The sequence below is a fragment of the uncultured Methylobacterium sp. genome, from assembly GCF_964242245.1.
In the GTDB taxonomy this organism is placed as follows: domain Bacteria; phylum Pseudomonadota; class Alphaproteobacteria; order Rhizobiales; family Beijerinckiaceae; genus Methylobacterium.
The window spans coordinates 1-26,289 of record NZ_CAXTBY010000018.1 but is presented as its reverse complement, the minus strand read 5'-3'; the positions used below and the strand labels follow the sequence as shown (position 1 = coordinate 26,289).

21 protein-coding genes are annotated in these 26,289 nt (G+C 70.6%); 7 read left to right on the top strand and 14 right to left on the bottom strand.

What is annotated here, in order from left to right; genetic code table 11:
* Nucleotides 1-61: 61 nt before the first annotated feature.
* Nucleotides 62-994, top strand: a complete 933-nt coding sequence (gene prmC, locus ACFE8Y_RS06645) for a peptide chain release factor N(5)-glutamine methyltransferase (RefSeq protein WP_375463606.1) — start codon at nt 62-64, stop codon at nt 992-994.
* A 371-nt stretch (nt 995-1,365) separates the two neighbouring features.
* On the top strand, nt 1,366-2,553 hold the full coding sequence (locus tag ACFE8Y_RS06640) for a DUF4167 domain-containing protein (RefSeq protein WP_375463605.1): 1,188 nt from the start codon (nt 1,366-1,368) through the stop codon (nt 2,551-2,553).
* A 65-nt stretch (nt 2,554-2,618) separates the two neighbouring features.
* Here the strand turns inward: ACFE8Y_RS06640 and ACFE8Y_RS06635 are convergent, their stop codons facing one another.
* From ACFE8Y_RS06635 to ACFE8Y_RS06620, 4 genes are all read right to left on the bottom strand, one after another.
* The gene (locus tag ACFE8Y_RS06635; RefSeq protein ID WP_375463604.1) at nt 2,619-3,410 is read right to left on the bottom strand and encodes a hypothetical protein; all 792 of its coding nucleotides are present in this window, start codon (nt 3,408-3,410) and stop codon (nt 2,619-2,621) included.
* A 20-nt stretch (nt 3,411-3,430) separates the two neighbouring features.
* Nucleotides 3,431-4,147: an RlmE family RNA methyltransferase gene (locus tag ACFE8Y_RS06630; protein WP_375463603.1), complete on the bottom strand. Its 717-nt coding sequence runs from the start codon at nt 4,145-4,147 to the stop codon at nt 3,431-3,433.
* On the bottom strand, nt 4,144-5,238 hold the full coding sequence (locus ACFE8Y_RS06625; RefSeq protein WP_375463602.1) for a Ppx/GppA phosphatase family protein: 1,095 nt from the start codon (nt 5,236-5,238) through the stop codon (nt 4,144-4,146). The genes ACFE8Y_RS06630 and ACFE8Y_RS06625 overlap by 4 nt, the downstream gene beginning before the upstream one ends.
* Nucleotides 5,239-5,382: 144 nt before the next feature.
* The gene (locus tag ACFE8Y_RS06620) at nt 5,383-5,856 is read right to left on the bottom strand and encodes a response regulator (RefSeq protein WP_375463601.1); all 474 of its coding nucleotides are present in this window, start codon (nt 5,854-5,856) and stop codon (nt 5,383-5,385) included.
* Between the two features lie 317 nt (nt 5,857-6,173).
* Here ACFE8Y_RS06620 and ACFE8Y_RS06615 point away from each other — a divergent pair, with 317 nt between their 5' ends.
* A complete protein-coding gene (locus ACFE8Y_RS06615; protein ID WP_375463600.1) occupies nt 6,174-6,977 on the top strand; it encodes a cold-shock protein in 804 nt (267 codons plus the stop codon).
* A 115-nt stretch (nt 6,978-7,092) separates the two neighbouring features.
* On the top strand, nt 7,093-7,347 hold the full coding sequence (locus ACFE8Y_RS06610; RefSeq protein ID WP_375463599.1) for a hypothetical protein: 255 nt from the start codon (nt 7,093-7,095) through the stop codon (nt 7,345-7,347).
* A gap of 15 nt (nt 7,348-7,362) precedes the next feature.
* Here ACFE8Y_RS06610 and ACFE8Y_RS06605 read toward each other — a convergent pair whose 3' ends face one another.
* From ACFE8Y_RS06605 to ACFE8Y_RS06565, 9 genes are all read right to left on the bottom strand, one after another.
* The gene (locus ACFE8Y_RS06605) at nt 7,363-8,325 is read right to left on the bottom strand and encodes an ABC transporter substrate-binding protein (RefSeq protein ID WP_375463598.1); all 963 of its coding nucleotides are present in this window, start codon (nt 8,323-8,325) and stop codon (nt 7,363-7,365) included.
* Between the two features lie 65 nt (nt 8,326-8,390).
* Entirely contained in the window at nt 8,391-9,290 is a 900-nt protein-coding gene (locus ACFE8Y_RS06600; RefSeq protein ID WP_375463597.1) for an ABC transporter permease, read from the bottom strand.
* Nucleotides 9,290-10,099 carry an ABC transporter ATP-binding protein gene (locus ACFE8Y_RS06595; protein ID WP_375463596.1) on the bottom strand — a complete coding sequence of 270 codons (810 nt, stop codon included), beginning with the start codon at nt 10,097-10,099 and terminating at the stop codon, nt 9,290-9,292. The genes ACFE8Y_RS06600 and ACFE8Y_RS06595 overlap by 1 nt, the downstream gene beginning before the upstream one ends.
* A gap of 95 nt (nt 10,100-10,194) precedes the next feature.
* Nucleotides 10,195-11,145 (bottom strand): acetamidase/formamidase family protein, encoded by a 951-nt coding sequence (locus ACFE8Y_RS06590; protein ID WP_375463595.1) that lies wholly within the window; start codon nt 11,143-11,145, stop codon nt 10,195-10,197.
* Nucleotides 11,146-11,161: 16 nt separating this feature from the next.
* Entirely contained in the window at nt 11,162-11,854 is a 693-nt protein-coding gene (urtE, locus tag ACFE8Y_RS06585; protein WP_375463594.1) for an urea ABC transporter ATP-binding subunit UrtE, read from the bottom strand.
* A gap of 32 nt (nt 11,855-11,886) precedes the next feature.
* Complete coding sequence (locus tag ACFE8Y_RS06580; protein WP_375463593.1) at nt 11,887-12,597, bottom strand: ABC transporter ATP-binding protein; 711 nt, start codon at nt 12,595-12,597, stop codon at nt 11,887-11,889.
* A complete protein-coding gene (gene urtC / locus ACFE8Y_RS06575) occupies nt 12,594-13,712 on the bottom strand; it encodes an urea ABC transporter permease subunit UrtC (RefSeq protein ID WP_375463592.1) in 1,119 nt (372 codons plus the stop codon). The genes ACFE8Y_RS06580 and urtC overlap by 4 nt, the downstream gene beginning before the upstream one ends.
* Nucleotides 13,709-15,370: an urea ABC transporter permease subunit UrtB gene (urtB, locus tag ACFE8Y_RS06570; RefSeq protein ID WP_375463591.1), complete on the bottom strand. Its 1,662-nt coding sequence runs from the start codon at nt 15,368-15,370 to the stop codon at nt 13,709-13,711. The genes urtC and urtB overlap by 4 nt, the downstream gene beginning before the upstream one ends.
* Before the next feature lie 273 nt (nt 15,371-15,643).
* Entirely contained in the window at nt 15,644-16,870 is a 1,227-nt protein-coding gene (locus ACFE8Y_RS06565) for an urea ABC transporter substrate-binding protein (RefSeq protein WP_375463590.1), read from the bottom strand.
* 228 nt (nt 16,871-17,098) lie between these two features.
* On the opposite strand from ACFE8Y_RS06565, the gene ACFE8Y_RS06560 reads away from it, so the two are divergent.
* From ACFE8Y_RS06560 to ACFE8Y_RS06550, 3 genes are all read left to right on the top strand, one after another.
* On the top strand, nt 17,099-17,470 hold the full coding sequence (locus ACFE8Y_RS06560) for a transposase (RefSeq protein ID WP_375463589.1): 372 nt from the start codon (nt 17,099-17,101) through the stop codon (nt 17,468-17,470).
* 690 nt (nt 17,471-18,160) lie between these two features.
* Nucleotides 18,161-20,632, top strand: a complete 2,472-nt coding sequence (locus ACFE8Y_RS06555; RefSeq protein WP_375463588.1) for a caspase family protein — start codon at nt 18,161-18,163, stop codon at nt 20,630-20,632.
* Between the two features lie 378 nt (nt 20,633-21,010).
* Nucleotides 21,011-24,565, top strand: a complete 3,555-nt coding sequence (locus ACFE8Y_RS06550; RefSeq protein ID WP_375463587.1) for an autotransporter outer membrane beta-barrel domain-containing protein — start codon at nt 21,011-21,013, stop codon at nt 24,563-24,565.
* A 179-nt stretch (nt 24,566-24,744) separates the two neighbouring features.
* Here the strand turns inward: ACFE8Y_RS06550 and ACFE8Y_RS06545 are convergent, their stop codons facing one another.
* Nucleotides 24,745-26,175 (bottom strand): carotenoid oxygenase family protein, encoded by a 1,431-nt coding sequence (locus ACFE8Y_RS06545; RefSeq protein WP_375463586.1) that lies wholly within the window; start codon nt 26,173-26,175, stop codon nt 24,745-24,747.
* Nucleotides 26,176-26,289: the final 114 nt, after the last annotated feature.

The window sequence follows — 26,289 nt, the reverse complement described above, 5'->3', positions numbered from 1 at the left end:
TGCCGAGGCACGGCCGCGCCCTCAGGTTCGTCGGATCGCCGGGCTACCCTGCGGTCCGGACTTGAGGGCGCGGACGACGTTCGATCCCGCCCTGTCGCGCCGCGGGGCGCTGCGGCTCACCGCCGAGGTGCTCGACGCGCCGGGCATCGCGGCGACCGACGCGCGGTTCCTCGTCCTCGGCGTGCTCGATCTGCGAGCGATCGACCTCGCGCTCCACGGCGACCGGCCGATCGGGCCCGAGGGCGCGGCCGGCCTGAACGACGCGGTGCGGCGGCGTCTCTCGGGGGAGCCGGTCGCGCGCATCCTCGGGGCCTGGGAGTTCTGGGGCCTGCCGTTCCGCCTGTCGCCCGAGACGCTGGTGCCGCGGCCCGACACCGAGACCGTGGTCGAGGCGGCCCTGCGGACGATCCCCGACCACGCCGCGCGGATGCGGGTCCTCGATCTCGGCACCGGCTCGGGCTGTATCCTGGTCGCCCTGCTGAGCGAGTTGCCGCACGCTGCCGGGGTCGGTCTCGACCGGTCCGTCGGGGCGCTCCGGACGGCGCGCGCCAACGCCGTCCGGAACGGCGTCGGGACGCGGGCCGCCTTCGTCGCGGCCGACTGGTGCGATGCGCTCGCGGGGCGGTTCGATCTCGTGGTGTCGAATCCGCCCTACATCGCCGCGGCGGCGCTGCCCGGTCTCGAACGGGAGGTTCGCGATCACGATCCCGCGTCCGCCCTCGACGGCGGACGAGACGGACTCGATGCCTATCGCCGCATCCTCGATGGCGTATCGCGGTCTCGGCTGGCGGAAGCGGGCACCCTCGTCCTCGAAGTCGGCTTCGATCAGACCGAGGCCGTGATCGCGGCCGGGAAAGCCGCAGGATTTGCACTTCGCGACGTGGCCCGCGACCTCGCGGGACACGCGCGGGTGGTGGTCTTCGCAGGTCGAAACGCCGTCCCGGGGGTGAGCGAGCGGCCGCGATCGCGAAAAAGTGGAGAAAATTCCGCTTGAGCTTCGCGGAGGCGCGAGCAACGGCTTGCAGATCGCAAACGATCCGTTAAGAGGAGGGGCTGTAGCTTCGGTACCGATCATCTCCTACGAGGTGCGGACCGGGCGCCGCGCCACCGATCAGACGCAGTCTCGTGTTCGAGCAGCGGTTCGGTGGTCTTCGAACCAGACAATCGACAGGCGTCTTGGACGCAGGCGTAGGCCCCGAGGGATCGGGAGGCGGGCGGAGCGCGGATGAGCCGGCCGCGAGCGTCGGCGGGGCTCCGCATCGGGACTCCTCCGGACCACAGCTCCATCATCGCCCCACGACCAGACGCGCCTTTCGCACGAACGAGGGTCATCTGAGACCGATGAGACCAAACCAGAACCGACGGATGCGCGGCCGCAACCGGCCCAAGGGTCCCAATCCCCTGACCCGCTCCTACGAATCCAACGGCCCCGACGTCAAAATCCGCGGTACCGCCCAGCACATCGCCGACAAGTACGCCCAACTCGCCCGCGATGCCCAGGCGGCCGGCGATCCGGTGGCGGCCGAGAACTACTTCCAGCACGGCGAGCACTACTTCCGGATCATCTCCGGCGCGCAGGAGCAGGGCCGGCCGCAGGCGGGCGCCGGCTACGCCTCCCGTTCGTTCGAGGACGACATGGAGGACGGCGACGACGAGCAGGGTGGCGAGGCGAACGGGCAGGGCTACGCGAACTACGGCAGCGAGTACGGCGATCCGGGCCAGCAGCCGCAGCCCTACGAGATGCGCGACACCGCCCATCAGGACGGGCGTCAGCAGGACCGCGGCCACCAGGACCGGCAGGCTCAGAACCGCGGCGACCGCCAGGAGCGCCGGGACCGCTTCCAGCGCAACGACCGTCCCCGCGTCGACAACGGGGCGCGATTCGACAATCAGCGGCCGGAGCAGGGGCGACCGGACGGCGGCCAGCGGCCGGACCAGGGACGCCAGGACTACGAGCGGCCGGACTACGCCCGGCAGAACGCGGTCCGTCAGGACTCCGTGCGCGCGGATTACAACCGGCAGGACGCGCGGGGCGAGGGCACGCGGTCCGAGTACGGACGCCAGGATCAGCCGCGCCAGGATCAGCCGCGCCAAGAACACGCCCGTCAAGAACACGCCCGTCCGGATCAGCCGCGCGGCGAGGCGCCCCGCGAGGGCCGTTACGAGAACGGCCGGGCCGAGCCGCAGCGCCGCGAGCCGCGACCGGACGTGCGGCCGGAGCCGCGCACCGAGGCTCAGCCCCGCAGCGAGGCTCCTCGCAGCGAAGGTCAGCCCAGGGTTGAGGCGCCCGCCCGCCGGGATCGCCGACGCGACGAGGCACCGCGCGCGCTCCTGGAGGAGCCGACGGGACTTCCCGCGTTCCTGACGGCGCCGCCCCGGCTTCCGTCCTCCGCCGAGGCGTCCGAGGCATCCGGCGTGGCCCAGGCTGCCGGCGAGGACGCGCCCGCGCCGAAGGCACGCCGCCGCCGCCGTCCGCGCTTCGAGGGCGTCGAGGCCGCGGAGGGCACGGCCGAGGTCAAGAATACGGCCGACAGCGACTCGCCCGTCGAGTAGGCCTGCCCGACCGTCCGGTCCGCCGGATCGACGGGAGCGGCCGTCCCGGGTGCCCGGGACGGCCTTCATGGCCGGAGCCGGAACCGGCGGCGTGCCGCGGCCCAGTCGGGATAGGCCCGAACCCGGTGGATCAGGCGCCGGTCGCGGGCGGCCTCCCCGAAGGGTGCCAACGCCCAGTCCCAGGCGTGGACGGTCTCCGGCAGCACCGTCCCGTGCATCAGGTCGAGCCGCTCGGTGACGGTGCCGGCGCGGTCCTCCTCGCGCTCCTCGATGTCCGTGATGAGGCAGACCCGCCCCGTGAGCCGGTCCAGGGCGGCGAGGTGGCCCGCGACGATGCTCCGGCCGAGGCCGGGCGGCACGGCGAGCCCACGCGCTTCGAACCGGTCGATCGGCAGGATCGGCAACTGCGACAGCAGGTTGGCGGACAGGACGTAGTCCGCGCCCGCGCAGAACTCGGCCAGCGGATCGGCCGCGATCGGTCCTCGCCCGAGCAGCCACCGCGCGGTTCCTCCGAGGTCGGCGGTCGCGAGGCCGACGTTCGCGTGGCGGCGGACTTGGCGCCGCGCCGGCCACGGGTGAACCGCATCGACCAGCACCACCCGCGCGAAGGTCGCCGCAAGGTCGGCGAGCGGCACGTCGTCGAGGAGGCCGGATCCGAGGATGACCGCGCGTTCCCGCCGTTCCAGGTCGGCGATGGAGGCGCGCACCACCGCGCGGGCGGCGGCGAGGTGGGGCGCCCAGGCCGCACGGCAGCGGCGCGAGCGCGCGTGCAGCGATACGCTCTCGCGCAGGTAGCCGAGGCGGCGCAGGTTGGCGGGCGCGGGCGTGCCGAGGTAGAGCGCCCATTCGACGAGCATCGCACGCCGTCTCGGAGCGATCAGTCCGCGTCCGGCCGGGCCGGCTGCCCGCGATAGCCGGTGGCCAGGACGTAGAGTTCGCTCGAGTCGGCGCGGCTCGCGTTGGGCTTGACGTGGCGGACGGCGGAAAAATCACGCTTCAGGTCGGCGAGCAGGGCGGTCTCGGTGCCGCCCTGGAGCACCTTGGCGAGGTAGGCGCCGCCGGGCGCCAGAACCTCGCGGGCGAACTCGGCCGCGGTCTCGGCAAGCCCGATGATGCGCAGGTGATCGGTCTTCTTGTGGCCCGTGGCGTTGGCGGCCATGTCGGACAGGACGAGGTCGGCCGGGCCGCCGAGGAGGTCGGTCAGGCGCGCGGGCGCCGCGGGATCGAGGAAGTCGAGGGTGATGAAGGTGACGCCCGGCATCGGCTCGATGTCGAGCAGGTCGATCCCGACGATCCGGCCGGCGGCACCCGCGACCTTCGCGGCGACCTGGGACCAGCCGCCCGGCGCGGCGCCGAGGTCGACGACGCGCTGGCCGGGCTTCAGCAGCTTGAAGCGCGCGTCGATCTCGATGAGCTTGAAGGCCGCGCGCGAGCGGTACCCCTCGCGCTTGGCGCGGGCGACGTAGGGGTCGTTGAGCTGGCGCTCCAGCCAGCGCTTCTGCGAGAGGGTGCGGCCGCGCCCCGTCTTCACCCGCTGCTTCAGGTCGCCCCGGACGCCCCCGGTCGCGCCCGTTCCGCCGCGCCGGTCGCTCACCGGTAGCCCCCGCGCCGCCAGACGCCGTCCTCGCGCATCAGGTTCATCAGCAATCCCTCGCGCAGGCCGCGATCGGCGACGCGCAGGCGCTCGGCGGGGAAGGACCGCCGGATCGCCTCCAGGATCGCGCAGCCGGCGAGCACGAGGTCGGCCCGGTCGCGCCCGATGCACGGGTTGTCGGCGCGCTGGTCGAGGCGGGTGTCGAGGAGGTCCTCGATCGCGCCGGTGACCTCGGCCTCGCTCATCCACAGCCCGTCGACCCGGCGACGCTCGTAGCGCACGAGACGCAGGTGCATCGCCGCGATCGTCGTCACGGTGCCCGACGTGCCGAGGAGATGGAAGCCGGGCGCGGTGGCGGCCGCCGCCGCGCGGATCGCGAAGGCGGCGAGCAACTCGGCCACCTCCTCGACCATGCCCTCGAACATCCTGCGCGTGACCTCGGTGCCGCCGTGGCGCTCGGCCAGCGTCACAACGCCGACGGGCAGCGAGTCCCAGGCCCGGATGCGCAGCGTCGGGTCGGTCGAGGGGTTGGCCGCGGCACCGTCAAGCCACGCGATCTCGGTGGAGCCGCCGCCGATGTCGAAGATCACCACCGATTCGGCCCGCGGATCGGCGAGCGCCGCGCAGCCCGTCACCGCGAGGTAGGCCTCCGTCTGCCGATCGACGATCTCGAGGTCGAGACCGACCTCGGCCCGCACGCGCGCGACGAACTCCGCCCCGTTCACCGCGAGCCGGCAGGCCTCCGTGGCGATGATCTTGGCGCGCCGCACGCCGCGGGCGCGCATCTTGCCGCGGCAGATCCGCAGGGCCTCGATCGTCCGTCCGATCGCCGCCTCGCTCAGGCGGTCGGATCTGCCGAGCCCCTCGCCGAGCCGGACGATGCGCGAGAACGCGTCGATCACGCGGAAGCCGTGGGAGGCCGGCTCGGCGATCAGCAGGCGGCAGTTGTTGGTGCCTAGATCGAGCGCCGCGTAGGCATTGCGGCGCGCCTCCCGGAACGTGGTCACCGGCGCGCCGTCCGGACCGCCGCGGACGGCCGATTGACCGCCTTCGGGGCGGGCCGGCGCGATGGCGCCACTCTCGTCCCTCATCGGCTGTGCCGCACTTCCCCGTCGCGTGACCCCGGCAACCCGCCCGGTCATCATTCGGGGTCGACCCTACTCGCTCGGTGGGGAACTGCAACGCCTCGCTGCGTACGGCGGGTGCTGCCGCGGGCGCGGGGCCATCGAAGGCCCTCAGGCCATCGCCTTGGCGAGGCCCGCGGCGCGGGTCGTCGGCCGCAGCAGGCTCTTCACCTGCGCGTAGGGCCGCGGCCGGTTGATGACTTCGTCGAGGCGCGACCACAGGGTCTTGGGCGAGAACGGCTTGGCGATGATCTCGTTGACGCCGAGCGAGATCGCCCGGTCGACGACGTTGCGGCGCGGCTGGGCGAGCATCAGGATGATCGGCACCGTCGGGCAGGGAGAGGTGGTGGGCGTGCGCGCCAGCCGGATGAACTCCTCGCCCGAGAGGATCGCAAGGTCCCAGTCGATGATCGTCAGGTCCGGCTTGCTCTCGGCGAGCACGCCCAGCGCCTCGGCGCCGTCCGGCGCCTCCAGCACGCGCTTGATGCCGACACGCATCAGCATGTCGCGCACGATGCGGCGGATGTAGAGGCTCTCGTCGACGACGAGGGCCGAGATGTCGGGAAACGTCGGGGTCGCGATCATCGGCGGCCTCACGCTCCGGAAACGGGCTGTCGGGGCAAACCCGATCTCTACGCCGGGCACCTTTGCGCTTCGCTAACGCGGTCTCGCGATGCCCGCCCGCACGCCGGGCTCTTCGGTCCCGGCGATCGGAAAGTGCACGGGCCTCCGTCCGAAAGACAACAAGGTCCTTGCAGTCAAGGCCAGATTGCGTCAGGACTGAGGCGTTATTCTTGGTTACCGCGACCGGGAATAATGAGAGTGCGGGGCGTGGGCTGTCTGGGATGGCGCGCACGCGGTATTCGAGACGTGGTCGGCGGACGGTTTTTGGCGAGCTTACGATGGGACGTGGTCGTGATTTCAGGGGGCCGCAGAAGCGCGGCTTCGATGAGGGTGGCGCCGAGCCGAGATGGCCGGATCAGGCGCCCCCGAGCGGCGGGTACGGCGGCGGCTTCGGCGGCGCCGGCGGTGGTGGATACGGCAGCGGCGGCGGCGGGTTCGACCGCGGGGGCCCATCGCGCGCCGCGGCGGCTCCCACGGGTCCGGAGCGCGACGCCACGGTGAAGTGGTTCAACAAGGAGAAGGGCTTCGGCTTCGTCGAACTCGGCGACGGCTCGGGCGATGCCTTCCTCCACATCCGCGCCGTCGAGGCCGCGGGCCATGCCGACCTGATGCCGGGCACCCGGCTCACGGTTCAGACCGCGCAGGGCCAGAAGGGTCCGCAGGTCACGAACGTCACGAGCGTCGACACCTCGACGGCCGAGGCGGCTCCGCCCCGGCGCGAGATGCGTCCGCCCCGGACCGGCGGCTTCGGTGGTCCGAGCGGCGGCTACGGCGGCGGTGGTGGTTACGGCGCGGGCGGTGGCGGCGGCTACGCTGGCGGCGGTGGTGGTTACGGCGCGGGTGGCGGCGGTCGCGTCGCATCCGGTCCCTCGACCGAGATGCAGGGTACCGTGAAGTGGTACGATCCGGCCAAGGGCTTCGGCTTCGTGTCGGTCAACGACGGCGGCAAGGACGTGTTCGTCCATCGCTCCGCCCTGTCGCGGGCCGGTCTCGACTCCCTGGCCGAGGGCCAGACGGTGACGCTCGGCGTGGTCGACGGCCAGAAGGGCCGCGAGGCGCAGAGCATCAACGTGGACGATTGATCGGATGGTCGCGGAAGCCTCGCTTCCGCCGCCTTGCCGATGATACCGGAGAAGCGGCGGTCCCTGCGCGGGCCGCCGTTTCGCGTTGTCGTTCGGCTCAAAAGAGTGTTTTGGCATGCGTCGCATCCTGCCGTTCGGCGCCCTCGCCGTCCTCCTCGGAGCCTCGTCGGTGCGGGCCGAGGATTTCTCCGGGTTCTACGCCGGGATGAACGCCGGTTACGCGTCCGGGTCCGAACGGAACGCGCGACCAAGCTTCGCCTCGCCCTCGGGGGACGCACCTACCCGTGCCGGCGAGCTGCCGCCGAGCGCGGCCGGTGCGACCAAGGACCTTCAGCCGGCGCGTCGCGCGGAGCGCCCGCAAGCGCGGTGACGCGCGCGACCGCGCTCACTGCCCCACGATCGCCTTGGCGATGAAGTCGCGGCGCACGAAGCTGGCGTAGTCGGGCTGGGCCGCGAGGTTGCCCAGCGCGATCTGGGTATCGAGGGCGATCTTCAGGGCGTCCGGCGTGATGTCGACGCTCTCCGGGTAGACCTTGTCGCCCATCATGCGCTTGACCGCCGCCTCGACCACCGCCGGATCGAGGTTCGGGAACTCCTTCCTCGCCACCGCGGCGGCCTTGGCCGGATCGGCCTGCATCAGCCGGATCGCCGCCTGCATCCCGTTGACGAAGGCCTGGGCCGTGGCCGCGTCGACGTCCTTGCGCGCGCTCACCGCCGAGAAGGCGTAGGGGCCGTACCGCTCGGGGAATCCGAGCACCACCTTCATGCCCTTGGCCGCGACCTGATCGAGGCCGGGCTCGTAGAGGACCGCGACCTTGGCTTGGCCCGCGAGGAACGGGCCCGGCTCGGTGCCGAGCTGGACCTGGGTCAGGGTGACGTCGTCCTTGCTCATCCCGTTCTCCTTGAGGAGCTTCAGGAACAGGGACGTGCTCGTCGTCGGCATCAGGCCGGTGACGATGGTCTGGCCCTTCAGATCCTTCACGTCCTTGAAGGCGAAGTCCGGCGTCGTCGCGATCCAGACCGCGGCCCCGTTGACGACGTTGGCGATGACCCCGACCGGCGCGCCCTTCGAGGCGGCCACCGCCGTCCATTCCGGACCGTGGATCGAGAACTGCGCGCTCTTCGAGATCACGGCCGACAGCGCCACGCTCGGCGCGCCCGCGGTCTCCTTGGTCACGTCGATCCCGGCCTTCTCGAACAGGCCCTCGTCGATGGCGACGTAGAGCGGCAGGTAGAGCATCGACTGGAAGGCTTGGCTGACCGTGGCCTTCAGCGCGGCCGCCGAGGCCGGCGCGGCGCCGAGCATCAGGGTGCCCGCGAGGGCGGCGAGGAGGCGGCGCTTGATCATGGCAGGCTGCTCTTTCGCATCGTGGGATTGGAATCGGAACCGGGCCGCGGGAGGGAACGTGCGGCTCACACCTGGACGCCGCCCGCGGTATTGACCTGCCGCCAGGGCAGGATGCGGCGCTCGGCGAAGTCGATGACGTGGTAGAGGACGAAGCCGACGAACATCAGCACGAACAGCCCGACCCAGACCGCGTTGAGGTCGTAGAGCGACGAGGCGTTGTAGATCAGGTGGCCGAGGCCGGCCTGGGACGAGATGAACTCGCCCACCACCGCCCCCACCAGGGCGAAGCCGATGTTGATGCGGAACATCCCGATGATCGCGGGCAGCGTCGAGGGCACGATGACGGAGCGAAAAATCCGGTTCTTCGAGGCGCCCATGGAGGCCAGCAGCGCCTGGAGATCCGGGTCGGCGTCGCGCGCGGCCCCGTAGGCGGCGATCAGGGCGACGAGCGCCGTGAGCGAGACCGCGAGCGCCACCTTCGAGACGAATCCGGTGCCGAACCACAGGATGACGATCGGTGCGAGCGCGATCTTCGGCACCGAGTTGATCGCGACGATGAACGGCTCGACGATGCGGGCGACGAGCACCGAGTACCACAGGCCGAGACCCGCACCCGAGCCGATCGCCGTGCCGATGACGAAGCCGAGGATCGCCTCCACCACCGTGATCCAGGTGTCGTGGGCGAGGCTGCCGTCGCGGACGCTTGCCAGGAACACCCGCCCGATGCCCGAGGGTGCCCCGACCAGGAACTCGGTGAGCCAGCCGGCGGCGACCGCGATTTCCCAGGCGGCGAAGAACAGGGCCACCGCGAGGAGCTGGATCACGCCGCGGCCGAGGCTGGTGTCGATCGCCCGGGCGAGCGCGCCGGGCTTCCGGCGCGTTGCAGCCGGCTTCTGCCGGGCAGCGGCCTTCGCGGACGGCTCTACCGATGCATCGTGGGCGCGTTCCGCGGCCTGCATCGCCATCAGGCGGCCCTCGCAGGGGCTTTGCCGCGGGTCTGGATGTCGAGCTCGCCGCACAGGGTATGGAAGTATTCGGAGAAGCGCGGATCGCTGCGCGCGCCGATCGGCGAGCGATCGCTGAGTACGATGTCGTGCACGGCCTTCACCCGGGCCGGGCGGTTGCCCAGCACCACGACGCGCTTGGAGAGCGCGACCGCCTCGTCGATGTCGTGGGTCACGAGCACCACGGTCTTGTTATAGGTCTCGACCGCGTCGAGCAGCACGCCTTCGAGGTAGAGCCGGGTCTGATAGTCCAGGGCCGAGAACGGCTCGTCCAGCAGCAGGATATCGGGGTCCATGATCAGCGTCCGGATCAGGGCCGCGCGCTGCCGCATGCCGCCCGACAGCGTCTTCGGATACGCATCCTCGAAGCCCGACAGGCCGAAGGTCGAGAGGTACGCGCGCGCGGTCTCGGTCGCCTGCTTGGGGTCGATGCCCTTCATCTCCAGGCCGAGCATCACGTTCTGGAGCACGGTGCGCCAGGGAAACAGCAGATCCTTCTGCATCATGTAGCCGACCCGGCCCGACAGGCCGGGGACGACCTCGCCGCGGAAGCGCATCGTGCCCGCGTCGGGCTCCAGCAGGCCGGCGATCACGTTGAACACGGTGGTCTTGCCGCAGCCGGACGGCCCGATGATGCTGACGAAGTCGCGCTCGTAGATATCGAAGCTCAGGCCATCGAGCACGGGGACCGGGCCGCCCTTGGCCGGAAACGCCTTGCGGATTCCGCGTAGGGCGAGCTGGACGTCCCTGTCGCCCGCATCCGCATCCATCACTGCCACTCCACGTCCCGCATCGCGGCAGCAAGCCTCGGGCCAGGGCGTAGACGAAGTCCGTCTTCGCTCCGGCCCGGACGGCGCAGCCGGCGTCATCCGGCCTTCGCCAGAGCAGCCTTGGGCATCAGCATGTGCACGCCCTTGTTGCCGTCCACCGTCTGCGTGATCCGCAGGTTCCCCGCAAGCGAGCACAGCATGTAGGCCTGGTTGCGGGTCAGCGTCGTGCGCGCGCAGAGGTGCTTGATCATCTCGCGCACCGCCTGGCGCATCGCCTCGTCGAGGCTCTCGTGCAGGCCGATCGACATCAGGTCGGTGGGGGTCTCGGCGAACGGCCAGTCGTAGCCGAGGTCCTTGCGCACGGTGAGCCGGAACGTGCCGGTGAGGCTCGTCTCCAGCGCGGTGATGCAGACCTCGCCGTCGCCCTGCACCCCGTGGCCGTCGCCCGCGTAGAAGCCGGCGCCCGCGTTGTAGACCGGCAGGTAGAGGGTCGAGCCGACCTTCAGCTCCTTGTTGTCCATGTTGCCGCCGAAGCCGCGGGGCACCGGCGTGCCGACCCGGCCCCAGGCGGCGGGCGGGGCGGTGCCGAGGATGCCGAAGAATGGATCGAGCGGCAGCTCCGTGCCCCAGGGCAGCACGCAGACGCCGCGGGCGACGTCGATGTCGGGGTGGATCGTCTCGTAGTCGGTGAACTCGTCCGGCAGCGTGCCGAGCAGCGGCAGGATCGCGACGAAGCCCCAGTCCTGGCGGAACTTCTGATCGAGGATTTCGACCTGGAGCACGTCGCCGGGCTCGGCGCCGCGGACGTGGACCGGGCCGGTGACGAAGTGCGGGCCGGGGCCGGGCACGCAGATGTCCAGCGCCGTCAGCAGGTCGGCCGGCACGCGGGCCGGGTCGGGATGCAGCGATTCCCGCCCGCCGGCCGGGAACGAGTGCAGGGTGACGGTGTCGCCCGATTCGATCTCCAGCACCGGGGGGAGGGCGGCGTCGAAGTAGCCCAGCACCATCGTGTCGGGCGTCGCGGGGATCTCGTGATGCGTCGGCATGGGTTCTCCTTCCGGGTCAGACGGCGATGTGGCGGGACAGGTCGGCGTGGCTGATCTCACCGCGGCCGCCGTGCTCGACGACCTGGCCGCGCGAGAGCACGACGAAGGAATCGGCGAGGCGGACCGCGAAGTCGAGGTACTGCTCGACCAGCAGCACGGTGATCCGGCCCTTGAGGCCGTCGATCACCGCCTCGATCGCGGAGACGATGGAGGGCTGGATGCCCTCGGTCGGCTCGTCGAGCAGGAGCAGGCGCGGCCGGGTCGCGAGCGCGCGGGCGATGGCGAGCTGCTGCTGCTGGCCGCCCGAGAGGTTGCCGCCGGGCCGGTGCCACAGGTCGCGCAGCGCCGGGAACAGGGCCACCGCCTCGTCGATCGCGTCGGTGCGCTCCAGCCCGTGGGCGCGGGCGGCGACGCGCAGGTTCTCGGCGACCGTGAGGTCGGAGAAGATCTCGCGGCCCTGCGGCACGGTGGCGAGGCCCGCCCGCGCCCGCCGGTCGGAGGAGAGCGCCCCGACCTCGGCGCCGTCGAGCCGGATGCCGCCGCGGCTTGCCGGGATCAGGCCGGCGAGGCAGCGCAGCAGCGTGGTCTTGCCGGCCCCGTTGCGGCCGAGCACCGCGAGGCACGCGCCCGGCTCGATCGACAGCGCGACGCCGCGCAGTACCTGGGCGCTGCCGTAATGCTGGTCGAGCCTCTCGACGTCGACACGCATGGCCGCATCGGGTTTGTCGGAGGCTGCGGCGCTCATCGGCCGAGGAACACCTCGATCACGCGGGCATCCGCCCGTGCGCCCCGCATGCCGCCCTCGTAGAGCGTGCGGCCCTCGTGCAGCACCGTGACCCGGTCGGCGATCGCCTCGACGAAGGCCATGTCGTGCTCGATCACCAGGATGGCGCGGTCCGGACGGCGCAGGCCGTGGATCAGCGCGGCGGTGCGCTCGGTCTCCGAATCCGACAATCCGGCCACCGGCTCGTCGAGGAGGATGATCTTCGGATCGGACGCCAGCACCATGCCGATCTCGAGCCACTGCTTCTCCCCGTGGGCGAGCGACCCCGCGAGCGCGTCTTCGCGCGGGTCGAGCCCGGTCTCGGCGAGCACCTCGGCAATGCGTGCGGCGCGCAGGCGCGGAACCATCGCGGCGCCGCAGCCGATGTCGAGGTTCTCGCGCACGGTGAGGGCGGGGAAGACGCTCGGCTTCTGGAACTTGCGCCGGACGCCTGCCCGCGCGATCTCGGCCTCGGAGCGTCGGGTCAGGTCGAGGCGGTCGCCCAGCATCACCCGGCCGCCGCGCGGCTTGGTGATGCCGGAGATCACGTCGAGGAGGGTGGTCTTGCCGGCGCCGTTCGGGCCGATCACGGCGCGGACCTCGCCGGCATCGACGGCGAGCGAGAGGGCATCGAGCGCCCGGAAGCGGCCGAACACGACGCTCAGGTTCTCGACGACGAGGACGCTCACGGGCCGGTTCCGGCGCGGAGCCATGTGGGGCGAAGACTCAGCGTCGCGAGGTCGAGCAGGCCGTTGGGCAGGCCGAGCACCACGAGGAGCACCAGCCCGGAGAGGACGAACGGCCACGCCTCCGGCATCGCGGCGCTGAGCCAGAACTTCAGGGCGTTGACGGCGACCGCGCCGATCACCGCGCCGCCGAGGCGGCCCATCCCGCCGATGGCGACCCAGACCGCGATCTCGATGGAGAGGTCGGGCGCGAGCACCCGCGGGTTGATGATGCCGACCTGCGGCACGTAGAGCACGCCGGCGAGCGCCGCGATCGTCGCCGAGAGGCACCAGATGCCGAGCTTGAGCCGCGTCGTACGGTAGCCGAGCGTGCGCAGGCGGGTCTCGTCGTCGCGGCAGGCCAGCATGCGCCGGCCGATCCGGCCGGCGACGAGGGCGCGGGTGCCGACGAGGACGGCGGCGAGCGCGAGCAGCGCCGCCACCGCGAGGCCGGTGACGACCCCGGGCGAGCCCATCGGATACCCGAACAGCAGCGGGAAGCCGGTCATGCCGTTGTTGCCGCCGAGCCCCGTGTCGTTGCGGAACATCAGCAGCATCGCGACGTAGACGAGCGCTTGGCTGATGATCGAGAAGTAGACGCCGTTCACGCGGGACCGGAACGAGGCGAAGCCGAACACGAAGGCGACCGCCGCCGACAGCGTCAGCGCCAGGACGAGGGCGTAGGGCGCGCTGGTGAGCCCGGCCCAGTAGGCCGGCAGGTTCTTCCAGCCCATGAACTGCACGAAGTCCGGCGCGACGCCGGTGACCGCGAAGGCGTGCGCGAGCAGGTGCATGGCGCAGACGTAGCCGCCGATGGCGAAGAACAGCCCGTGCCCGAGGCTGAGGATGCCGAGGTAGCCCCAGACCAGATCCAGCGATACGGCGAGGATCGCGAAGGCGGCGAGCTGTCCGACCGCGTTCGCGAGGTAGGGCGCGGGACGGAGCCCCACGAGGCCGAGGCAGGCCGCCAGGATCGCGAGCAGGACGAAGGCGAGCAGCCGATCGCGCAGGAGGCCGGCTGCCGGCCGGCGCGGCGGTGCGGCGAGGGGGGACCGGAGGGTGTCGGCGGCCCCGCTCATCGCCGGCGCCTCGCGGCGAACAGCCCTTCCGGGCGCCGCTGCAGGAACAGGATGATGCCGACGAGCACGATCACCTTGGCCGCGACCGCGCCGTAGAACGGCTCGATCAGCACGTTGGCCCCGCCGATGCCGAGGGCGGCCACCAGCGTTCCCACCACCGTGCCGACGCCGCCGAGCACCACCACCATGAAGCTGTCGACGATGAAGTTCGCGCCCATCCCCGGGTTCACGCTGTAGATCGGGCAGAGCGCGACGCCGGCCAGACCCGCGAGCCCCGAGCCGAAGCCGAAGGCGAGGCGGTCGACCCGGCGGGTGCGGATACCGAGGGCGCCCGCCATGTCGCGGTTCTGGGTGACGGCGCGGATGTCGAGCCCCAGCGGCGTGCGCTTGAGGATCAGGAGGGTCGCGGCCAGCGTCACCGCGGCGAAGGCGATGGCGAACAGCCGGTTCCAGGTGACGATGAAGTCGGCATAGAGCGGCACGCCGCCGCTGACGTAGGACGGCATGCCGAACTGGAGGTTCTGCGAGCCGAAGGCGACGCGCACGCCGTTGATCAGGAACAGGCTCACGGCCCACGTGGCGAGCAGGCTCGTCAGCGGCCGCCGGTAGAGGTGGCGCAGGATCAGGGCCTCGATACCGATGCCGACGAGCGCGGCGGCCAGGAACGCCACGGGGATCGCGGCGACCAGGTAGAGGTCGATGAGGCTCGGCGCGAGCCTGCGGAACGCCTCCTGCACGCCGTAGGCGGCGTAGGCGCCGACCATGATGAACTCGCCCTGCGCGAGGTTGATCACGCCCATCAGGCCGAAAATGATCGCGAGCCCGGCCGCCGCCATGAACAGGATGCTGGCAAAGCTCAGGCCGTTGTAGGCGAGCGCCAGGCCGTTGCCGAGGGCGACGGCGCGCTCGGCCCGCGCGATGCCGGCATCCAGCGCTCCGCGGAAGGCCGGGTCGGCGGCGTAGGCCGGATCGGTTCTCAGCGCCGCGAGCCGCGACAGGGCCGCGCTCGACGGTGCGTCGGCGATGGCCGCGATCGCCGTCCGGCGCCGGGCCGGGTCGGGTGCGTTGAGGGCCGCGGCCTGCGTGGCCTGCACGATGGCGCGCTTGAGGCCCGCGTCCGTCTCCGCGCCGCGGGCCCGTTCGAGAATCGCGTCGGAGTCCGGCACATTCGCGATCCGCCGCTCCAGGCCGGACAGGCCGGCCGCGCGCGCCGCGACGCTCGGCCCGGTGAGCAGCGCGGCGATGCCGGCGGCGGTCTCCGCGAGCCCGCGCTGGCGCAGGCCGACGACCGGCGAGCGCGCGCCGGCCGCCGCCGCCGCGGCCCCGGTCACGGCGTCCCGGCCCTCGGCGGCCCCGGCGCGGTCGAGGAGGATGGCGGAATCCCCGACGCAGGCGAGGCGCCGGTCGAGCAGGGCCCGCAGGATCGTGCCCGCGAAGGCGAGATCGTCCGGGTCGGCGGTCGCGGCGGAGCGGATGATTGCCTCCGCACCCCGGCTCACGGCCGCGCCGTCGCCGCAGAAGGATTTCGCGAGGGTTGCCCGGTCGAACGCGATGGCCGCCTGCGCCGCGGTCGTCGGAATAAGGAGCAGGACGAGCGCGAAGGTCACGGCGACGACCGAGGCGGACGATCCGACGGACCACGTCACCACACGAAACATGCGCGGCGCGACCTGCCTCCTCTTCCGAGCAGGAGGGCGTTGAGAACCTCCCGGCAAGGTCACGCCGCTCACGCTGTTCCTCTCCCTGATACGCTACCGGATTCACACATCGCGCGGGACGGCAACCGCGTCCTTCCTCCCCCCTCTGCGGGGGAGGGTGGCCCGCGCATCACGCGAACTCGCCGCAAGATGTGTGAATACAGTAGCTCTATAGAAGAGGAGACCCAGGTCCGGGCCGGAAGCCATGGCTGACAGGTCGCTTGCTCCAGCGCCTCAGCCATACGGGCTGAACGGCACGGGCTTGGGGGCGTCCGGCGATTGCCACAGCACGTCGAAGCCGCGCTTCTCGTTGACCGAGCCGATGAAGACGCCGCGCGAGACGTAGTTGTTCTCGCCGGTCATCGTCATCGTGTAGCCCGACGGTCCCTCGTAGCTGAGGCCGGCGAAAGCCTTGCGCACGTCCGGCACCGCGAAGCTCTTGGCCTTCGTCGCCGCCAGCGCCCAGAGCTGGACGCTGTCGTAGGCCGAGACCATCGGGTCGATCACCGTGTCGGCGCTGAAGGGCACGTTCTTGGCCTTCACGTAAGCCGCCCAGTCGGCGAGGAACGTCTTGTTGCGCTCGCCCTTGGCGGTCTGGAGGTAGGCCCAGCAGTTGAGGTGGCCGACGAGCTTGGTCGTGTCGAGGCCTTCGAGATCGGCCTCGACCATGTCGAGCCCGAGGATCGGCACGTCGGTGGCCAGGATGCCCTGGTTGGCGAACTCGCGCAGGAAATCCGGGATCGACGAGCCGACGACGGTGAGCACCACGATCGGCTGGCCGCCGGGCTGGGCGGCGAAGGTGCGGATCTGGTTGACCAGGGTCTGGAAGTTGGAGAACCCCAGCGGCACGTATTCCTCGCGCCACGCGCTCTCGGCGATGCCCTTGGAGGTCCAGTAGCCCTTCAGCAGCTTGTTGATCGTGCGCGGCCAGACATAATCCGAGCCAATCATGAAGAAGCGCTTGGCGGAGACGCCGTCCGACCCCATCAGGTAGTCGACGGCTGGCAGCACGGAACTGGACGGCGGCGAGTTCACGTAGACGACGTTCTTCGAGTTCTCCTCGCCCTCGAAGTGGAGCGGGTAGAACAATAGCCCGTCGTTCTGCTCCACCACCGGCAGCACGGACTTGCGCGAGACCGAGGTCCAACATCCGAACAGGGCCGCGACCTTCTCCTGCTGCAGCATCTGACGGCCGATCTGAGCGTAGAGCGGCCAGTCCGAGGCCGGGTCCGAGGTGACGACCTCGACCTGGCGCCCGTTGACGCCGCCCTTGGCGTTCAATTCGTCAGCGGCCATGCGCACGACGTAGTTCAGGCGGCCCTCAATGTTGGCCATCGTGCCCGACGACGAGAACAGGCATCCGAGCTTGACCGGGTCCGCGGCCCAGGCCGGCCGGACGATCGCGGGTGCGGCGAGCGCCGCGGCGGTTCCGATCAGGCCCCGCCTCGTGAATTCCACCATCGGACCCGTCCCTCCTGCGCCTCGGGCGGGATTGTCCGGCTCCCCGGCGTTGGGCGAAAGGCCAAAGAGGCTGCAGGACCGGCATACCCTTGCGCAAATCCGCGCCGGGTCGCCCGTGCGGCGGGCGGCGGTCCCGCAAAACGTCAAAATTCGCACCAGAGCGGATCGGCTCCACCGGTCCATTTCTTGCTGACTTCAAGCGGCAACGAAGCGGACGAGAACCTGCGCATGCGTCGATCCCACCACACGGACGAGGAGATCGCCTTCCTCCTGAAGGAAGCCGCGGACGGCATCGCGATCGCGAGCATCTGCGCGGCCGCGCACGTCTCGGTCGGGACCTTCTATCGCTGGCGCCGCCGCCTGGGCGGATTGCCGCCCGCCGGCGTCGCGCGTCTCGGACGGGTGGAGCGCGAGAATGCGAGCCTGCGCGCCGAGCTCCTGAGCCTGCGCCAAGCCCTGCGTGCGATGCCTGCTCCCGTCGGCGGACTGGAGGCGCGCCGTGGCCAGGGTCCGGGCAGCGATCCCCGGCCCGCCGGCGTGCGCCACCGCGGCGCCGGAGCCTCGGTCGGCCGCTACGCCTTCGTCCGGACCGCCAATTGATGGCGGCGTAGCTCCAGGTGTTTGATCCCGTGGCGTGGTGGTCCGGTTGACGACCATGCCGGGCGGGATGCGCTCCGGGTCAGGGTCTTCACCGGCAGCGCCTGCGACGGGAAGCGCGGGCGCTGGCCGGCGCTGCGGCGCCGGCCCGACGACGGTGCGGAAGCGGCGCAGGGGCGAGACCGCGGCAGAGGCCCGGATGGGACCGGAAGAGCCCCGCTCGATGGTTTTTGACCTGCGCAGCCTCACGCCCGCTGCGTTCATCCTTCAGGCCTGGACGCACGAGCCCGAACGCTTCAGGCTCAATCCGTCACACCTCTTCCCGGGACCATGCACGTCGAAGAACCCCCGCTGACCGCGCAGCGCAGGACCTCGTCGGCCACCCGCGCCCGCACACCACGAACCGCCTCAACCCGCGAAGGGTTTGGCGGTGTCCAGTTCTTTTAATCTCAGATCAAGAACTTTAACTTACCCGAAGTTTTGCTGGGCCTCGTACGCGATGTCAGAAGTTCCCGTGCAGCGGGAGCCGGCGCTTCGTATCGAAGAGACATTCGCGTGCGATCCAGCACCCCAAAATCTCAATGGCCGGGATGCCGGCCGCCAATTTGAAGTTCAACTGTTGCGAACGCCGCGGTGTCGACATACTGATGTGGGCATTCGCTGAGATGCGCTGGCACGAGGAGGACTGGTCCCTTGACCCGGTTTCCGATCATCTTCATCGTTTGCGCCGCACTGATGCTCTTCACGGAGCAGGCGGTCGCGGAAGGTCGCCGCGTCGCCCTCGTGGTCGGCATCGGGGCCTACCAGAATGTGCCGATGCTACCGAACGCGGTGAACGACGCGTCGGCGATGGCCGAGATGTTCCGCAAGGCGGGATTTGAGGTCGTCACGGCCCAATCGGATCTCGGCAACTTGGCCTTCAAGCGCGCGATCCGCGAGTTCGAGGAGGTTGTCGCCGATTCCGATATCGCCGTCGTGTACTACGCCGGTCATGGGATCGAGGTGCGTGAGACGAACTACCTGGTCCCGACCGACGCGAAGCTGCTCAACGAACGCGACGTCGAGGACGAGGCCATCTCGCTGGATCGACTGACGTCGGCGATCGAGCAGGCCAAGCGGCTGCGCCTGATCATCCTCGACGCCTGTCGCGACAATCCCTTCGCCAGCAAGATGCGCCGACGTGTTGCGACCCGCGGCATTCCCACCGGCCTCGGCAAGGTCGAGCCGAGCCAGACCGACACGCTGATCGCCTACGCGGCCAAGGACAAGTCCCTCGCCAACGACGGCGAAGGGGATCACAGCCCCTTCACCAAGGCGCTGCTCACCAACCTCACCGAGCCGGGCCTCGATATCCGCATCGCGTTCGGTCGCGTGCGCGACGACGTTCTGAAGGCGACCGGCCGGCAGCAGGAGCCCTTCGTCTACGGCTCGCTCGGGGGCGGAACCGTCGCGCTCGTGCCGGCGAGCGCCGGGGCCGTCGGCGGCCCCGATAGCGCGGCGAAGGACGATTACGGCGCCGTCGAGCGCCTCAACAGCCGAGAGGCCTGGGAAGCGTTCCTCGGCAAGCACAAGGGCGGCTTCTACGCCGATCTCGCTCGGGTGCAGATCGCCAAGCTCGGGACGTCGGACCTCGCCGTGATCGGCGAGGCGACGACCCGGACCACCGAGCAGCCGGTCCCCGGTGCGCCGCCCGTGCCGAAGCCCAGGATGCCCGCGATCGTCGTCGACCCGAAGGCGGCCCAGGCGGAGAAGGCCTGGGACAAGCTCGACAGCTCGACGGATCTCAAGGCCGTGCGCGCGTTCATCGCGCGCTATCCCGACTCTTCGCTCGCCGGCGTCGCGCAGCGCCGGGTGGAGATCCTGGAGCGGTTCGCCCGCGAGCAGGATGCCGCCGTCCGCGCCGAGCGCGAGGCCACGCGCCTGCGGGAGGAAGAGGACAGGCGGCGCAAGGTCGCCGAAGCCGAGGTCCGGCGCCTCGAGCGCGAGGCCGCCCTCCTGCGCGATCAGGAGGAGAAGGCCCGCGCCGCCGAGCTGAGGCGCCAGAAGGCCGAAGCCGAGGCTGCCGTCAGGGAGCGCGAGGCGGAGGAGCGGGCCAAGACCACCGCGGCCCTGGCGGAGCGCCGCGCCGAGGAGGAGCGGGCCAAGGCGGCAGAGGCTGCGCTGCGCCGCAGGGAGGCCGAAGACCGGGCGCAGGCCATGCTGGCCGAGCGGCAGAAGACCGCCGACGAGGCCGCGGTGCGCAGGAAGGAAGCCGAGGAGACCGCCAGGGTCGCCGCCGCCGCCAGGGCTGCCCGCGAGGCCGAGGCGCTTGAGCGCGTGCGGCAGGCCCAGGAGATCGACCGGCAGGAGCGCGTCCGGGCCGCCGAGATCGCCGCGCGCGAGAAGGAAGCGCAGGAGCGCGCCCGGATCGCCGAGATGGCGGCGCGCAAGAAGGAGACCGGAGAGCGTGCCCAGGCGCTCGCGGCCGAGCAGCAGAAGGCCACCGAGGACGCTGCGGCCCGGAAGCGGGAATCCGACGAGGCCGCCAGGGTCGCCGCCGCCGTCAAGGCCGCCCGCGAGGCCGAGGCGCTTGAGCGCGTGCGGCAGGCCCAGGAGATCGACCGGCAGGAGCGCGTCCGGGCCGCCGAGATCGCCGCGCGCGAGAAGGAAGCGCAGGAGCGCGCCCGGATCGCGGAGGCGGAGCGTCGCAAAGCCGAGGCGCAGGCCGCTGCGCAGCGGCGCCAAGAGGACGACAAGATCAAGTTGGCGACCGTCGATCAAAATCGCGTCCAGGCGGAGGCGGAGATCGCGCGGCGCAAGTCCGAGGAGGCTACGAAGCTCGCCGCCGCCGAGCGCGCGATGCGAGCCGCCGCCGTCAAGCAGCGCGAGCAGGCCGAGGAGGCGCGTCGCGTTGCTGAGGAGGCCACCGCGAACCGCAAGCGGACCGCCGAGATCGCCCGCCGGGCCGCCGAGCATCAGGCTTCGCAGGCCGAGGCCGCCGCGGACAAGCGCCGCCGTGCTGCCGCGCTGGCCCGTGACGAGGCACGGGTTCGCACCGCGCAGGTGCGAGCGGGTGTCCATGCGCCGGCGCCCGTCCGGGTCGAGGCGCAGGCCGCTCCCGCGCGCGGTCCGTCCTTCGGCGCCTCGGAGATCGGCGCAGCGCGCCTGATGGGCCGGATGCCCTGAACGTGCGTCGTGTCCGCGCCGCGAACCGCCTCATCAAGTCGGTTCGCGCGAATCCGGCCTGCCTGAACGATGCGATCGGCTTTCTTCAGTCCGCGGCCTGAGAGCAGGTATTCCCACGCCAGGGCGCAATCCCTCGTCGTTCCGACGACCCTGCACGCAACTCACTTCGATCTTCGTCATCTCTCAGAACGGTCATCGGATTGCTGGGTGCGATTGATGTTGCCATTTTACAACTTTCAGTATGATAACGTTCGATTTTGATCGAACTCGGTATTCGAAGGACAAGCATCGAGTCCATAATGCTCAGGCTTGGAGCGAAGGCTCTCAGTCCGAATAGGCATGATCTCAATGCGATGTGAATCAGAGCGTGATAGCGGCTTGGCGGGCCTGCGATCGATCCTGCTGCTCTGCGTCTCGATGACTGCTTTCGCAGGGACGATCGGCGCGGCGGCGGCGCAGGCCGTCGCCCCTGGCTTCAACGCCACCCAGCTCGCCGCCAACGACGACGGCTCGTCCGGCGCCGTGACGCTGCCGTTCCCGGTCAATTTCTTCGGGACGTCCTATTCGCAGCTCTACGTCAACAACAACGGAAACGTCACCTTCGGCTCGGCCCTGAGCCAGTTCACGCCCGTCGGCCTCGGCGCGGCCTATCGCGGCGTGCCGATCATCGCGCCGTTCTTCGCCGACATCGACACGCGCGACGCCGCGAGCGGCCTCACCGCCTACGGCACCGGTGCCTATGCCGGGACGACGGCGTTCGGCGTCACGTGGCCCGCCGTCGGCTACTTCGGCAGCCACGCCGACCGGACGAACACGTTCCAGCTCATCCTGGCGAGCCGCTCCGACCAGGGGACCGGCAACTTCGACATCTACTTCAACTACAACCGCATCCAGTTCGAGACGGGCGACGCGAGCGGGGGTGCGAACGGCGTCGGCGGCACCTCGGCGGCGGCCGGCTATTCCGCCGGCACGGGCGTCGACGGCAGCTACTACCAGTTGCCGGGCTCCCTCGTGAACGGCGCCTTCCTCGACGGCGGCCCGAACGCCCTGGCAACGGGCTCGAACGGCGGCGTGCCGGGCCAGTTCCTGTTTCCCGTGCGCAACGGCGTCGTCGTGTTCGCACGGGTCTGCTCGGCGGGAGACAACGCCTCGACCACGACGACCGCCAATTGCGGACCGAACCAGAACTACAACGGCATCTTCTACACCCCGACCGGCGCCTTCACGCTCAACGTTCTGGACAACACCGCCATCACCGCGGCCAGCGGCATGGACGCCGTGCTCGTGATGCCCGCCACCACGGATGGCGCCGGTTCGCAGAACAACGTGGCGATCAACGTCACGGGCTCGGCCACGATCCGATCGGCCGACCGGGCGGGCATCGAGCTGGACGGCGCCTCGGGCTCGGGGGCCGGCACCATCACCAGCGCCGGCGCGATCACGGCGGCCACCGCCGGCATCCTGGCCCAGACGGGACGCGGTACCCTGACGGTCTCGAACACCGGGACCATCACGGCACCGTTCGGCATCCTCGGATCGGGCAGCCGCGCGATCATCGACAACGGCGGCAGCATCACCGGGGCCACGGTCGGTATCGCCGCCGTCGCGCCGGCCTCCGGCATCACCAACCGGGGCACGATCGAGTTCGGCTTGGCGGGCATCGCCGCCCTGTCGCCGTCGGCCGGTTCGCTGACGATCGCGAACGCGGGAACGATCACCCAGAACACGGCGCTCCCGAGCACGCTTCCGAGCACCCTGATCGCCGCGCTGCCGAGCGTCGCCGCCCAGATCAATACGGCGATCGCCATGGTGCCGGGCGGTACGGCGATCCCCTCCGGCATCGCGGCTCTCACTCAGGGCGGTGCTACCGCCGTGAGCAACGCGGGATCGATCACCACCGGGGCCGGCGCGATCGGCATCGCGGCCATCGGAAGCGGGGCCACGAGCGGCTCAACGTCGGTCACGAACGCGGGCACGATCACGGCCGGCGTCGCCGGTCTCTTCGTCAGCAACAGTTCCGGTACCGCCACGGCGAACGGCAGCGGCAGCGGCAGCGGTCCGATCACCATCGCCAACAGCGGCACGGTGACGGCGGCGGCAGGACCGGCGGTGATGGCCGTCACGAACGGCGGCAGCCTGAGCGTGACCAATTCCGGAACCCTGACCGGGCCGACGGCCGTCGCGGCAGGCATCATGGGGAACGCACCGGGCGCGTCCCTCACGGTGACCAACCTCGCTGCGGGTCGGATCATCGGGGGCGCAGGCTACGCCGTCGACACCTCGCAAAGCGTCGTCGCCTCGCTGATCGACAACCGTGGCGCCATGGCCGGCGCCCTCTCGCTCGGCAGCGGCTCGACCTTCAGCAACAGCGGTCAGTTCCTCACGGGCGGCGCGAGCGACTTCCGCGGCGGCGCAATCCTCAACAGCGGCACCTTCGCGCTGGCGAGCGGCACCAACACCGGCACGGCCACGGCGACGCTCGGCGGCGTCGCGACCTTCACCAACGCCGGCACGATCGACCTGCGCACGGGTTCCGCCGCCAACACCCTGACCATCGGCGGCAACTACGTCGGAAGCAGCGGCAACCTTCTCCTGCAGGCCTCGACCCGGACCGGCGCGTCCGACCGCCTCATCATCACCGGAAACGCGAGCGGCTCGACGAGCGTGTCCGTCGCCAACCTGACCCCGACCACCGCCTTCGCCACCTCTCCCGTCCTGATCCAGGTCGGTGGCACGGTCGCCCCGAACGCCTTCACCCTCGGGAGCCTGCAGAACTTCGGAACCCTCGCCCCCGTCCTCGTCAACGGCACGAACGCGTCGGGCAGCACGGTCTCGCTCGCCGCCATCCCCACCGCCGTCGGCCTCTCCGGCAAGGCCGCGGTGCTCGCGGCCCGGACCATCGCCTTTCAGGGCGCAACCGCGGTTCTCGACCGCATGACCCAGCTTCGCGAGAGCACGCAGCGGGCGGCGAGCGGCGCGCCTCCGTCCATTCCCCAGGCCATGCAGTATGCCGAGACGACGGAGTACGCCGCGCTGATCAGCAAGGACCCGATCGCACGCAACATCGTGCAGGTGGCGCCTCCGATCGAGACCTCTGCCCGGCTGGCGGTGTGGGCGCGCGCCTTCGGCGACCTCGAGCGGCGCACCGGCTCGACAAGCTTCAGCTTCGCCGGGACCGGGTTTACGCGCGACCTCGGCTACAGCCAAGCGACGGGCGGCTTCCTCAGCGGCACCGACGTGGTGCTCAGCGGACTGACTTCGAAGGACGACGGACTGATCGTCGGCGTGATGGGCGGCTATACGCTCGCCGAGGTGCGGCTCAACCAGGGCGGCGGTCGCCAGGATTTCGCGGGCGGCACGGTGGGCACCTACGCCACCTACCTGAACGGGCCAGCGTTCATCGACGCGCTGTTCAAGGTGGACCTGCTCGGTCTCGACATCACCACGCCGGGCCTGCGCCAGACCACCGGATTGCAGAACTACAACGTCAGCACGAATGTCGGTTACCGTTTTCCGCTCGAACACAGTCTCTACGTGGAACCGACGGCGGGCCTCGAATACGTGAATACGCAGTTCGACAAGAGGGCGACCCTGACGGCGACAACGATTCCGCTTCAGAACGGAGACGCGCTCCGTGGGCGCATCGGTGCGCGGGTCGGCACCGAGATGATCCAGGACAACATCCGGATCGAGCCGAGCATCACGGGCTACATCTACTCCGTGCTCACGGAGAGCCGTCCGACCGGTGCCGTGAATGGCCTCACCAGCGTGACCGGCCTCCGGGACGAGGGCAAGGCGCGCGGTGAGATCCAGGCGTCGGTCAACATCTTCGACCTTGAAACCGGAATCTCGGGCTTCGTGCGGGCTGATTACCGCGTCGGCGCAGACCTCCTGGCGGGCGGCGGCAGAGCCGGGATCCGGTATCAATGGTGAGCCGAGGGCGCTCGGTACTCGGTTGTCCTGCTCCCCTCGATGGGGCTCATAGCTGGCGGCTTTGAAGCCGCCATCGCACGCGCCGGGCTCGAAAGCGTCGCGCAGACGACGATAGAACGCCGAAGGTGATCGCGGATCTCGCGAACACCCTCATCGGCTCGGCAAGCGGGCCGTCGTCGTCAAGCGGCCGGGAACCAGTTCCCGTGAAAACCCGGCGGGATGCGATGCGGCAGGCGGACTTCCGCGATGGGTGCCGCTTCGAAGGATCGCGCGTCGAGGATCGTGAGATCGGTGGTCTCGCTGGCCGTGTCGATGACGAAACCCACGAGCCAGCCTTCGTCCTCACCCGCATCGACGGCGGCAGGCACGAACACGAACTCGCCCGGAAGGTGCGTGTCGCCAAAATCGTGCACGCGGCGACCGCCCGTTTCGAGATCATGTTTGTAGAGCTTCGTGGCGCCGGTGAGCTGCGTGTTGCCGTCGGGCGGTACGGAGACCGTGTAGGCATACCGATAGCGCTGTCCGAAGCGGCGCTCGTCGATGCGCGGGAACTCCTGCGCCGTGTGGTCGATCACGCGCCGGTCGACGCGCCGCGCCGAAGGGTCCACGCTCCAGCGCTCGAACCGACCCGGCACGTCGAGGCCGCTCCCGGCCGACGCGAACACCTTCGGGTAGGCGATCACGTCGAGGATCACCCGACCGTCCTCGCCATCGAAGGCGTTGGCCACGTGGAAGACGAAGCACGGCTCGACATCGCACCACGTGATGTCGGCGCCGCCGCCGTTCCGCGGAAGGAGACCCACCCGGGCGCGATGGGCCGGGTTCCAGCGAAACGGGAAGAGGTGGCCGCCGAGGACGGCCCGCATCGAGAAGGTGACGGGGAGATCGAGCACGATCGCGAACCGCGCCGTGAACGCGCAATCGTGAATGCAGGGACCGTGCTCGACCGCGATCGCTACGTTGCGGACGACCTGACCGGTCGCCGAGACGACGACGTGGCGAACGGTGTCCCAGATGCCACCGTCGTAGGTGATCGCGTGGGACTCGCCGCTGCGCGGATCCCGGTGCGGGTGCCCCGTGAAGGAGCCGTCGAGCGTCCCGTCGAACGGGTTGTAGCGCTGCGCCTCCAGGGTCTCGGAGAGCTCGACGGGAAAGCTGCCGGCTTCCACCAGCGCAAAGGCACGGCCGCCGATGTCGACGACGTTGGTGTTCACGGTATCGTTGCGGCCCCTGCGCGGTCCGGGCGCGGCGGCCCGCCCGAGGGCCGCGGCCGCCATGCGCGAGTTGATCCAGCGGTTGCGGTACCACAGGGCCTTGCCGTCCTTGATCGCGAGGCCGTGCACCATGCCGTCGCCGAGGAACCAGTGGTGGCCCGCGGGCGCGGGCAGCACGGGGTTTGCGCCCATCCTGAGATACCGCCCGTCGAGCCCCGCCGGTATCGACCCGGTCACGGCAAGATCGTGCAGCGTCAGTTCCGCTCGCATCGGCGCGTGGATGCCGACGAGGAACGGGTTCTCGGTCTTGGGCAGCCGCTTCCGGTTGTAGGCCGCCACGAACGCGACGCCGCCCTCGATGGCCGCACGGACGGCTGATTGAACAGGGTTCGGCATGGATTGCGGTCTCCGGGCGCCGTTGCGGCAGTCTCACGTTTGCATGCTGGCGATCCGCCCAGTCCATGCGGCGTGTGATCCGGCGCGTCGCTGCTTCGCGCCAGACGAGGGAAT

What these genes read in the sequence shown, in the direction of transcription:
- ACFE8Y_RS06640 (WP_375463605.1), top strand. Translation starts at nt 1,366, where the DNA reads ATGCGCGGCCGCAACCGGCCCAAGGGTCCCAATCCCCTGACCCGCTCC.
- ACFE8Y_RS06635 (WP_375463604.1), bottom strand. Translation starts at nt 3,410, where the DNA reads ATGCTCGTCGAATGGGCGCTCTACCTCGGCACGCCCGCGCCCGCCAAC.
- ACFE8Y_RS06625 (WP_375463602.1), bottom strand. Translation starts at nt 5,238, where the DNA reads ATGAGGGACGAGAGTGGCGCCATCGCGCCGGCCCGCCCCGAAGGCGGT.
- ACFE8Y_RS06620 (WP_375463601.1), bottom strand. Translation starts at nt 5,856, where the DNA reads ATGATCGCGACCCCGACGTTTCCCGACATCTCGGCCCTCGTCGTCGAC.
- ACFE8Y_RS06615 (WP_375463600.1), top strand. Translation starts at nt 6,174, where the DNA reads ATGGGACGTGGTCGTGATTTCAGGGGGCCGCAGAAGCGCGGCTTCGAT.
- ACFE8Y_RS06610 (WP_375463599.1), top strand. Translation starts at nt 7,093, where the DNA reads ATGCGTCGCATCCTGCCGTTCGGCGCCCTCGCCGTCCTCCTCGGAGCC.
- ACFE8Y_RS06605 (WP_375463598.1), bottom strand. Translation starts at nt 8,325, where the DNA reads ATGATCAAGCGCCGCCTCCTCGCCGCCCTCGCGGGCACCCTGATGCTC.
- ACFE8Y_RS06600 (WP_375463597.1), bottom strand. Translation starts at nt 9,290, where the DNA reads ATGGCGATGCAGGCCGCGGAACGCGCCCACGATGCATCGGTAGAGCCG.
- ACFE8Y_RS06595 (WP_375463596.1), bottom strand. Translation starts at nt 10,099, where the DNA reads ATGGATGCGGATGCGGGCGACAGGGACGTCCAGCTCGCCCTACGCGGA.
- ACFE8Y_RS06590 (WP_375463595.1), bottom strand. Translation starts at nt 11,145, where the DNA reads ATGCCGACGCATCACGAGATCCCCGCGACGCCCGACACGATGGTGCTG.
- urtE (WP_375463594.1), bottom strand. Translation starts at nt 11,854, where the DNA reads ATGCGTGTCGACGTCGAGAGGCTCGACCAGCATTACGGCAGCGCCCAG.
- urtC (WP_375463592.1), bottom strand. Translation starts at nt 13,712, where the DNA reads ATGAGCGGGGCCGCCGACACCCTCCGGTCCCCCCTCGCCGCACCGCCG.
- urtB (WP_375463591.1), bottom strand. Translation starts at nt 15,370, where the DNA reads ATGTTTCGTGTGGTGACGTGGTCCGTCGGATCGTCCGCCTCGGTCGTC.
- ACFE8Y_RS06565 (WP_375463590.1), bottom strand. Translation starts at nt 16,870, where the DNA reads ATGGTGGAATTCACGAGGCGGGGCCTGATCGGAACCGCCGCGGCGCTC.
- ACFE8Y_RS06560 (WP_375463589.1), top strand. Translation starts at nt 17,099, where the DNA reads ATGCGTCGATCCCACCACACGGACGAGGAGATCGCCTTCCTCCTGAAG.
- ACFE8Y_RS06545 (WP_375463586.1), bottom strand. Translation starts at nt 26,175, where the DNA reads ATGCCGAACCCTGTTCAATCAGCCGTCCGTGCGGCCATCGAGGGCGGC.